The sequence below is a fragment of the Oceanicaulis sp. UBA2681 genome, assembly GCF_002354675.1.
GTDB classification, from domain to species: domain Bacteria; phylum Pseudomonadota; class Alphaproteobacteria; order Caulobacterales; family Maricaulaceae; genus Oceanicaulis; species Oceanicaulis alexandrii.
Map to the genome: position 1 here is coordinate 77,450 of NZ_DEMB01000001.1, position 10,078 is coordinate 87,527.

Consider the following 10,078-nt stretch of genomic DNA (forward strand, 5'->3'; position numbering starts at 1 on the left):
GCGCGCTGGTGGTTCGGCCATCCGGGCTCTGACAAGCCGCCCCAGATCAATCTCTATGGCATACAGGCGCTTGGGCTGGGCCTCGGAACGCTGATCCATGAACTGGGCAAGGAGCCCAAGATCGTCACCGGTCATGACTTCCGCAGCTATTCGCTCAGCGTCAAGCAAGCGCTGGAAGTGGGCCTGATGCAGGCGGGCATTGAAGTGCACGACATTGGCCTGGCTTTGTCGCCGACCGCCTATTTCGCGCAATTTCATCTTGATATTGAATCGGTGGCGATGGTCACCGCCAGCCATAACTCAAACGGTTGGACCGGGGTGAAGATGGGCGTCGAGCGTCCGCTGACCTTCGGCCCCAAGGAGATGAGTCGTCTGAAGGAAATCGTCCTGAATGATGAGGGCGTGGCGCGGCCGGGCGGCGGATATGTGCGCGAAATGGGCGTGGCGGACGCCTATAAGGCCGAGCTGTCAGACAGTCTGTCGCTGAAGCGCAAGATCAAGGCCGTGGTCGCTTGCGGCAATGGCACGGCGGGCGCGTTTGCGCCGCAAGTGCTTGAGGCCATGGGCGTCGAGGTCATCGCCATGGATTGCGAGCTCGATCACACCTTCCCCAAATACAACCCCAACCCTGAAGACATGAAAATGCTGCACGCCATGTCCGCCAAGGTGAAGGAGACCGGGGCTGATATCGGTCTCGCCTTTGACGGCGATGGTGATCGCTGCGGCGTGGTGGACAATACCGGCGAGGAAATCTTCGCCGACAAGGTGGGCCTGATGCTCGCCCGCGATCTGTCCGAGCGCCACAAGGGCGCGAAATTCGTGGTCGACGTCAAATCCACCGGCCTGTTCGCCATCGACCCGGTGCTCAAGGCCAATGGCTGCGAGACCGAGTACTGGAAGACCGGCCATTCCTATATCAAGCGCCGCGCCAATGAGCTGGGCGCGCTGGCGGGCTTTGAAAAGTCGGGCCATTTCTTCCTGCAGCCGCCAGTGGGTCGCGGCTATGACGACGGCATTGTCGCCGCGCGCTGCATTCTGGAAATGCTGGAACGCAATCCCGGCAAGACGGTCGCGGATCTGAAGAACGATCTGCCCGTCAGCTATGGCTCGCCGACCATGTCGCCAGCGTGCTCGGATGAAGAGAAGTATGGCGTCGTTGACCGCATCGTGGCGGCTTTCCAGAAACGGCATGCCGACGGCGTACAGCTGGCGGGCCGCACCATTATCGATGTGAACACCGTCAATGGCGTGCGCTTCACGCTCGAGGGCGGAGCCTGGGGGCTGGTGCGCGCCAGCTCCAATACGCCCAACCTTGTGATTGTGGTGGAAAGCCCAGACAGCAAGGACGATGTGAAAGCGATCTTCGCCGCCATCAAGGACGAGCTGGCGAACCATCCCGAGATCGGCGCGTTCGATCAGGAGCTGTAAGAGCGGTCTGCAGCCTGTTTTTTTGAGTTGTCACATTCTGGCCGGAATGGCCTATCACAGACGCCTTTTAGATCTCGACTGTCCCAAGGAGACCCCCCATGCGCGTAGCAATGATCGGCACCGGATATGTGGGGCTAGTGTCCGGAGCCTGTTTCGCAGACTTTGGTCACCATGTGACCTGCATCGACAAGAATGCGGACAAGATCGAACAGCTGCGCTCTGGCGGCGTGCCGATTTACGAGCCGGGGCTGGACCTGCTGATCGAGCGCAATGTGCGCGAGGGGCGTCTGGATTTTGAAACCGACCTGACCGAAGCGGTGAAGGCGGCGGATGTGGTGTTCATCGCTGTGGGGACGCCTTCGCGTCGCGGCGACGGTCATGCGGACCTAAGCTATGTCTATGCGGCCGCAGAAGAAATCGCTCAGGCCATGGATGGCTTCACGGTCGTTGTGACCAAGTCCACCGTGCCGGTCGGCACCGGCGACGAGGTGGAGGCGGTGATCCGCAAGACGCGGCCTGACGCGCAATTCGCTGTGGTGTCGAACCCTGAATTTCTGCGCGAAGGCGCGGCGATCGAAGACTTCAAACGCCCGGACCGTGTGGTTGTGGGGGTTGAGGACGACAAGGCGCGCGAAGTGATGCGCGAGCTCTACCGGCCTCTGTTCCTGAATGAGACGCCGATCGTATTCACCGCGCGCCGGACCTCGGAGCTGATCAAGTACGCCGCGAACGCCTTCCTGGCGATGAAGATCACCTTCATCAACGAGATGGCGGATCTGTGCGAGGCCGTCAGCGCGGATGTGCAGCAAGTGGCCAAGGGCATCGGGCTCGATAACCGCATTGGCGGCAAATTCCTGCACGCCGGTCCCGGCTATGGCGGGTCATGCTTTCCCAAGGATACGCTGGCGCTGACGCGCACGGCCCAGGAATATGACAGCCCGGTGCGTCTGGTGGAGACGGTGGTCGAGATCAATGACGCGCGCAAGGCGGCGATGGCGGACAAGGTCATCAAGGCGTGCGATGGCGATGTCGCTGGCAAGACCGTGGCGGTGCTGGGCCTGACCTTCAAGCCGAATACGGATGACATGCGCGACGCGCCGAGCCTCGACATCATTCCGGCGCTTCAGAAAGCCGGCGCGAAGATCAAGGCCTATGACCCGGCCGGCGCGCTGGAAGCGGAAAAACTACTGAGTGATGTGGAGATGACCACAGGCGCGTATCTGTGTGCGGAAGACGCTGACGTGATGGTGATCATCACTGAATGGAACGAGTTCCGGGCGCTGGATCTTGACCGGGTCCGCGAGTGCATGAAGGGCTCAGTCCTGGTTGATCTGCGCAATATCTATGATCCCGCAGACATGACTGAACGCGGCTTCAAATATGTCAGCATCGGACGATAGCCACAGACCCGCCTGAAACCTGTCGCAGTAATTGTTGAAGCCTTTCGTGCGATTACGGCATGTCTTTCGCTAGTCAGGGTCCAGCGCTCTGACTATCGAGGACAAGCGCGAACAGTTTGAGCTCAGGAGCAGTCTATGTGCGGTATTGTCGGCATTGTCGGTTCGACCCAGGTCACTGAACGTCTCGTGGACGGGCTGCGGCGGCTCGAATACCGCGGATATGATTCAGCCGGCGTCGCTGTCATCACCCCTCAGGGCGTGCTTGAGCGTCGCCGGGCGCCCGGCAAGATCGCCGGTCTGGATCAGGCGATCGCAAGCGCGCCGACCGATGGCGTCATCGGCATCGGTCATACCCGCTGGGCCACTCATGGCGCGCCGACATTGGAGAATGCGCATCCGCACGCCTCGGGGCCGGTGGCGATTGTTCATAACGGCATCATCGAGAACTTTCAGGATTTGCGCGGGGAATTGAAGACTGAAGGTTTTGACTGCGTCACACCGACCGATTCCGAAGTGATCGCGCATCTGATCGCATCAGGCCTCAAACAGGGCCTCGACATGGCCGCGGCCTTCAATGCGGCGGTGGATCGCTTGCGCGGCGCCTATGCGCTGGCGGCGCTGAATGTGGACGAGCCGAGCGCGCTCTATGTGGCGCGGTCGGGCTGTCCGCTGGTGGTGGGGCTGGGCGAAAGCGAAGGCTATGTGGGCTCGGATTCCCTTGCGCTCGCGGGCTGGACCAACAAGGTGATCTATCTTGAAGAGGGCGACCGCGCGGTTGTGACCGCCGATGACGTGCGCATCCTCGACGCGGAGAAGCGCCCCGCTAATCGCGAAGTGCATGTTTCTCGCGCCGTGGCCGGGTTCGCCGACAAGGGCGAGTATCGCCACTTCATGGAAAAGGAAATCCATGAACAGCCCGACGCCATCGCCCATACCCTGTCGCGCTATGTCGATGTGGATGCCGGGCGGTTCAACACGGGTGAGCTGCTGGACTGGGCCGATATCAATCGCTTGCTGAGCACGGCGTGCGGCACGGCGTATTACGCCGGCGCCATCGGCAAACACTGGTTTGAAGCTCACGCCCGATTGGCGGTCGAGATCGACGTGGCGTCGGAGTTTCGCTATCGCGATCCGGTGATCGGCCCCAGGGACGCTGCGTTGTTTATCTCGCAATCGGGTGAAACCGCCGACACCTTGGCCGCGCTGAGGTACTGCAAGGCGGCGGGGGCGAAGACGCTGGCGGTGGTGAATGTCGCTGAGTCTTCCATTGCGCGGGAAGCGGACGCGATCGCTCAGACCCAGGCCGGCCCTGAAATCGGTGTGGCGTCCACCAAGGCTTTTACCGCGCAATTGACCGCACTGGCGTGCCTCGCCATCGGGGCAGGCCGGGCGCGGGGTGTTTTGACCGACGCGGACGAAGCGCGTTTTGTCACAGAGCTTCTTGAAGCGCCGCGTTTGATCAACGCCGCGCTGGCGGTGGAGCCGCAGATCGAGGTGATCGCCCATCGCCTGACCCAAGTGCGCGACGTGCTCTATCTGGGACGCGGAGTCTACCACCCGCTGGCTATGGAAGGCGCGCTGAAGCTCAAGGAAATCAGCTATATTCATGCCGAAGGCTATGCCGCCGGCGAGCTCAAGCATGGCCCGATCGCGCTGATTGAAGAGGGGACGCCGGTTGTGGTGGCCGCCCCCTACGACGCCTTGTTTGAGAAGACGCTGTCCAACATGCAGGAAGTCGCTGCTCGCGGCGCCGAGGTCATTCTGATCACGGACGACAAAGGCGCGTCGCTTGCGGGCGACGCCGCCGCCCATGTGGTGACCATGCCCGATTGCCCCGATTTCATCCGCCCCATCGTCGCGGCGGCGCCCATCCAGCTGCTCGCCTATCACACGGCGTCGCTGAAGGGCACGGATGTGGACCAGCCGAGAAATCTGGCGAAGTCCGTGACGGTTGAATAAACCGGCTCGCGCAGACATTGCGGCGGGGCGGCCCACAAGCTATCAACCACGCAGAACACGCTAGGGGGTGAGTATGTCGCGGGCCGTTCGCAAAGCTGTAATTCCGGTCGCCGGGTTCGGGACGCGTGTCCTGCCCGCCACCAAAGTCATCCCCAAAGAGTTGCTGCCGGTCTATGACCGTCCGGCTTTGCAATATGTGGTCGATGAGGCCATCGCCGCCGGGATCGAGCATTTCATCTTCATCACCGGGCGCAACAAGGGCGCGATCGAAGACTATTTCGATCACGCCTTCGAGCTGGAAGCGGCGCTGGCGCAAAAGAACAAGACCGCGCTGTTAGACACCCTTGATGCGCTGCGCCCTGAAGCCGGCGCGTGCAGTTTTGTACGTCAGCAGGCCCCCAAAGGCCTGGGACACGCCATCTGGTGCGCGCGCGATCTGGTAGGTGATGATCCGTTCGCGGTGATGCTGCCCGACATGATCATGGATGGCGCCAAGCCGTGTCTGAAGGGCATGGTCGACGCTTATGCCGACACGGGCGGCAATATGGTCTCCGTCGAGGCGGTGCCGCACGAGGACGTTTCAAAATACGGCGTGATCGAACCCGGTGAGGACAAGGGCGTGCTTCTGGAGATGACCGGCATGGTGGAAAAGCCGCCCGTCGATCAGGCGCCGTCCAATCTGATGCTGTCGGGCCGTTATATCCTCGAGCCGCAGATCATGGACCTGCTGGGCGCTCAGGCGCCGGGCGCGGGCGGCGAAATCCAGCTGACGGATTCCATGGTCACGCTTTTGAAGAGCCGCCCCTTCCACGCCTACAAGTTTGACGGGGTCACCTATGACACCGGCTCGCCCCAGGGCTATCTCGAAGCGTTCGCAGCGATGGCGCTGAAGGCCGACGAAACCGCCAGCACCGCGCTGCTGTCGGGTCTTCTGAACGGTGAGCGCCGCGTCTAGCGCGCCGCTTGCCGGATCGCTTCGGCCAGATCTTCAGCCACGGAGGTGACCAGCTGGTCGTCGTCGCCCTGGGTCATCACCCGGATCAGCGGCTCTGTGCCTGATTTGCGCAAGACCAGACGGCCTTGATTGCCCAGTCGGGCTTCGGCGTCGGCTTGCGCCTTCTGCACGCTTTCAAGCTCCAGCGGCGAAGCGCCCTGATAGCGCACATTGATCAGGATCTGCGGGGCCGGCTCGAACAGATGGCAGATTTCGCTCGCGGGTTTCTGGGCGCGGACGCAGCTCGCCAGAACCTGCAGCGCGGCGATCAGCCCGTCGCCGGTGGTGGCGTGATCGAGCAAGACCACATGGCCAGACTGCTCGCCGCCCACATTATAGCCGCCGCTGCGCATGGCTTCGACGACATGGCGGTCGCCCACCTGGGTTCTGATAAGCTTGAGGTTTTCTGACGTCAGGTAGCGCTCGAGACCGAAATTGCTCATCACCGTGGTCACCACGCCATCGCCGCGCAGCTGACCAGTATCATACTGGTCCTTGCCGATGCGGGCGATGATCTGGTCGCCGTCGATCAGATGGCCTTTCTCGTCACACAAAATGGCGCGGTCTGCATCCCCGTCGAGGGCGATGCCGATATCCGCGCCCAGCTCGCGCACGGACTTGATCATGGCGTCTGGCGCGGTGGAGCCGCACTCGCGATTGATATTGGTGCCGTTGGGCGACACCCCGATCGGATGAACGTCCGCGCCCAGCTCCCACAGGGCGATGGGCGCGGTCTTGTAGCCGCCGCCATTGGCGCAATCGACGACCACCTTGATGCCCGCCAGCGACAGCTCGCGCGGGAAGCTCGCCTTGGCGCCCTCGATATAGCGGCCATAGGCGTCTTTGTAGTGATCAAGCTTGCCGATCTTCTCGCCGTCCACAGACGAGGCGTCAGGATCCTGCTCGATCAGGCGTTCGATCTCCAGCTCGCTATCGTCCGCCAGCTTGAAGCCGTCGGGGCCGAACAGCTTGATGCCGTTATCGGTGTAGGGGTTGTGGGACGCGGTGATCATGATGCCGAGATCGGCGCGCATGGAGCGCGTCAACAGGCCGATGGCGGGGGTTGGGCATGGACCGATCAGGCGCACATCCATGCCGGCTGCGGTCAGCCCGCCCACCATGGCGTGTTCGATCATATATCCCGACAGACGCGTGTCCTTGCCGATGACGACCATATGCCGCCGTTCGCCCTGCCGGACGAAAGAGCCGATGGCCCGGCCCAGCTTCAAGGCGACTTCGGGGGTCATGGGCGGCTGGTTCGCCCGACCGCGAATGCCGTCAGTGCCAAAATACTGTTTCATGGGCTCGGTCCCCGTGCTGGCTACGGTGCTGAGGTGGTAGGCTGATCGGCGGCCCGATGCAATCTCGGGGCCTTGTTGCGCATACGGTGAAATAAAACGACAGGCTTCGTGACTTTTCTCCAAACACCGAAGCCAATATGAGCGTGTCGTCATCTTATTCGCACAGCGTCAGGAATCCGCGCCATGCTGCCTTTCATCGATCTCGCCACACAGCGCGCCCGCCTTCAGCCCAGGCTTGATCAGGCCATCGCCAAAGTGATCGAAGAGGGGCGCTATATCTTCGGGCCTGAAGTGACTGAACTGGAAGAGCGCCTGGCGCAGTTCGGCGCAGCCAGGCATGCGCTGACTTGCGCCAACGGCACCGATGCGCTGGCCTTGCCGCTGATGGCCTGGAAGGTGGGGGAGAAAGACGCGATTTTCGTGCCGAGCTTCACCTTCGCCTCGACGGCTGAAATGCCGGCGCATCTGGGCGCGCACCCGGTGTTTGTGGACATCGACCCTGACACCTATTGCATGGACCCTGCGCATCTCGAGAAGGCGGTCGCCTGGGCGAAGGCCGAAGGCCTGAACCCGCATACGGTGATCGCTGTGGACCTGTTCGGCCAGCCAGCGGACTATCCCGCGATCGCCGAGATCTGCAAAGCCAATGGCATGAAGCTGATCGCTGACAGCGCCCAGGGCTATGGCTGCACCCTGAACGGTAAACACCCGGCCCAATGGGCGGATGTGACGACCGTCAGTTTTTACCCGGCCAAGCCTTTGGGCTGTTATGGCGATGGCGGCGCGGTGCTGACCCAGGATGACGAGCTGCAGCATCTGATGAAGTCGCTTCGCAATCATGGCGAGGCGGATGAGCGCTATTACTATGCCCGCATCGGCCTCAACTCGCGTCTGGATACGATCCAGGCCGCGGTCCTGTTGCTGAAGCTCGAAATCTTCGCAGACGAAATAAAGAGCCGAAATGTGGCGGCGGACGCCTACGCCAAGGGCTTTGGCGATGTTGTCAAGGCCACCAAGGTGATCGAAGGCGGCGTTTCCACCTGGGCGCAATACACTGTGGAAGTCGAGGATCGCGACGCCTTCCGCGCCAAACTGGCTGAGCATAAGGTGCCAACAGCGGTTTATTACCCGGTGCCGCTGCACCTTCAGGATTGCTACGCCGCGTTCAAGCAGATGCCGGGTGGTCTGCCGGTCACCGAGGCGGCTGCAGGCCGCGTCGTGTCGCTGCCCATGGACGCGTATCTGGACGGCGAGCGGCTTGAGCAGGTGATCGCAGCGGTGCGTTCAGCGGTCTAAGTCTGAGAGCGGGTGCAGGGCTTTGATACTGCGCCGCCAGGGCAAATCTGATGCGTGAAATCGGGCGGTCCATTCGGGCCGCCCGTTTCATTTTCGCTACAAGCGCCCATAATTATGGTGCGCTGCACACAAGGTTTGATTTGACCGGTTTCTAGACTTTGCAAAAGTCCATAAACTGACTACCACAACCGCTGATCTTCTCCTGGCCAAGGGACGTCGACATGACCGACATCCAGTCGCGTATTCGAGCTTATGCGCAGCGCTTCAATGGCAGCTCCGCCGAGCCGAGACGCCGCCTCTCGCCGCATCTGCAGGCGCTGGAGGCGGAAGCCATCCACATCATGCGCGAAGTGGCGGCCGAATTTGAGCGCCCGGTCATGCTCTACTCGATCGGCAAGGACTCCACGGTCATGCTTCATCTGGCGATGAAGGCGTTTTTCCCGTCCAGGCCGCCATTCCCCTTCCTGCATATCGACTCCCTGTGGGAGTTTCAGGCCATGGGCGCGTTCCGCGATACGCTGAGCGAAGCGTTGGGGCTCGACATGATCGTCTGGGTCAACGAAGACGGTCGCAAGCAAGCAATCAATCCGTTCACGGACGGCTCGGCCCTGCATACCCAGGTCATGCGCACTGAAGGACTGTTGCAGGCGCTGAATGATGGTCAGTATGATGCGGCTTTCGGCGGAGGCCGCCGCGATGAAGAAAAATCGCGCGCCAAGGAGCGCGTCTTCTCGTTCCGCAACACGGCGCATGCCTGGGACCCGCGCAATCAGCGCCCAGAGCTCTGGCGCACCTATAACACCCGCATCCGCAAGGGTGAGAGCATTCGCGTGTTCCCGCTGTCCAACTGGACCGAAGTGGATATCTGGCAATACATCCTCGAAGAGGACATCCCGATCGTCCCTCTTTATTTTGCAGGCGAACGACCTGTTGTGGAGCGTGACGGCACGCTGATCATGGTCGATGACGACCGGATGAATTTGCAGGCGGGTGAAACGCCGCTAATGCGCAAGATCCGCTTCCGCACGCTGGGCTGCTACCCGTTGACGGGGGCGGTGGAGAGTGAGGCGGAAACGCTGGACGACATCGTACTGGAGATGCTGACCGCGCGGACGTCTGAACGCGCTGGCCGTCTGATCGATTTTGACGAGGCGGGCTCCATGGAGAAGAAAAAGCGCGAGGGGTATTTCTAAGATGGCTGATGATGCGATCCGCACGGAAGTCACAGAACGCCTCACGCGTGCAGGTGAAAACGGCGTTCTGCGCGTCATCACCTGCGGCTCGGTGGATGATGGCAAGTCGACCCTGATCGGCCGCTTGCTATTTGATTCCAAGCTGCTTTTTGAAGACCAGATCAAAATTCTCGAGCGCGATTCCCGCAAGCACGGGACGGCGGGCGAAGAGATTGATTTCGCGCTGCTGCTGGATGGTCTGGAAGCCGAGCGAGAGCAGGGCATCACCATCGACGTGGCCTATCGGTTCTTCAACACCGAGAAGCGCAAATTCATCGTCGCCGACACGCCCGGCCATGAGCAATATACGCGCAATATGGCGACGGGCGCTTCAACAGCCGACCTCGCCATCATTCTGGTGGATGCGCGCAAGGGCGTGCTGACCCAGACCAGGCGTCATACCTATATCGCCAACATGATGGGCATTCGCCACGCCGTTGTGGCGGTGAACAAGATGGATCTGGTGGA

8 protein-coding genes are annotated in these 10,078 nt (G+C 61.5%); 7 read left to right on the forward strand and 1 reads right to left on the reverse strand.

From position 1 onward, the window contains the following. From B3M53_RS00420 to galU, 4 genes are all read left to right on the forward strand, one after another. Positions 1 to 1,428 (forward strand): phosphomannomutase/phosphoglucomutase (locus B3M53_RS00420; RefSeq protein ID WP_286799439.1); only part of this gene is annotated, 1,428 nt, incomplete at its 5' end. A 71-nt stretch (positions 1,429 to 1,499) separates the two neighbouring features. After that, entirely contained in the window at positions 1,500 to 2,828 is a 1,329-nt protein-coding gene (locus tag B3M53_RS00425; RefSeq protein ID WP_273020224.1) for a UDP-glucose dehydrogenase family protein, read from the forward strand. 135 nt (positions 2,829 to 2,963) lie between these two features. Beyond that, entirely contained in the window at positions 2,964 to 4,787 is a 1,824-nt protein-coding gene (gene glmS / locus B3M53_RS00430; protein ID WP_286799440.1) for a glutamine--fructose-6-phosphate transaminase (isomerizing), read from the forward strand. A 73-nt stretch (positions 4,788 to 4,860) separates the two neighbouring features. Continuing rightward, a complete protein-coding gene (gene galU / locus B3M53_RS00435) occupies positions 4,861 to 5,742 on the forward strand; it encodes a UTP--glucose-1-phosphate uridylyltransferase GalU (protein ID WP_273020145.1) in 882 nt (293 codons plus the stop codon). Here the strand turns inward: galU and glmM are convergent. Then, entirely contained in the window at positions 5,739 to 7,082 is a 1,344-nt protein-coding gene (gene glmM, locus B3M53_RS00440) for a phosphoglucosamine mutase (protein WP_273020144.1), read from the reverse strand. The two genes, galU and glmM, sit on opposite strands and share 4 nt — an antisense overlap. Positions 7,083 to 7,265: 183 nt before the next feature. Here glmM and B3M53_RS00445 point away from each other — a divergent pair, with 183 nt between their 5' ends. The 3 genes from B3M53_RS00445 to B3M53_RS00455 all read left to right on the forward strand — a co-directional run. Continuing rightward, positions 7,266 to 8,378, forward strand: a complete 1,113-nt coding sequence (locus B3M53_RS00445; RefSeq protein WP_273020143.1) for a DegT/DnrJ/EryC1/StrS family aminotransferase — start codon at positions 7,266 to 7,268, stop codon at positions 8,376 to 8,378. Positions 8,379 to 8,599: 221 nt separating this feature from the next. Next, positions 8,600 to 9,571, forward strand: coding sequence for a sulfate adenylyltransferase subunit CysD (cysD, locus tag B3M53_RS00450; protein ID WP_273020142.1), 972 nt, complete (start codon positions 8,600 to 8,602; stop codon positions 9,569 to 9,571). Position 9,572: 1 nt separating this feature from the next. Beyond that, positions 9,573 to 10,078, forward strand: a 506-nt coding sequence (locus tag B3M53_RS00455; protein WP_286799442.1) for a GTP-binding protein, incomplete at its 3' end; no start/stop codon positions are given.

Bases quoted from the DNA above. Each gene is read 5' to 3' on its own strand.
- glmS (WP_286799440.1), top strand. From the start codon at position 2,964: ATGTGCGGTATTGTCGGCATTGTCGGTTCGACCCAGGTCACTGAACGT.
- galU (WP_273020145.1), top strand. From the start codon at position 4,861: ATGTCGCGGGCCGTTCGCAAAGCTGTAATTCCGGTCGCCGGGTTCGGG.
- glmM (WP_273020144.1), bottom strand. From the start codon at position 7,082: ATGAAACAGTATTTTGGCACTGACGGCATTCGCGGTCGGGCGAACCAG.
- B3M53_RS00445 (WP_273020143.1), top strand. From the start codon at position 7,266: ATGCTGCCTTTCATCGATCTCGCCACACAGCGCGCCCGCCTTCAGCCC.
- cysD (WP_273020142.1), top strand. From the start codon at position 8,600: ATGACCGACATCCAGTCGCGTATTCGAGCTTATGCGCAGCGCTTCAAT.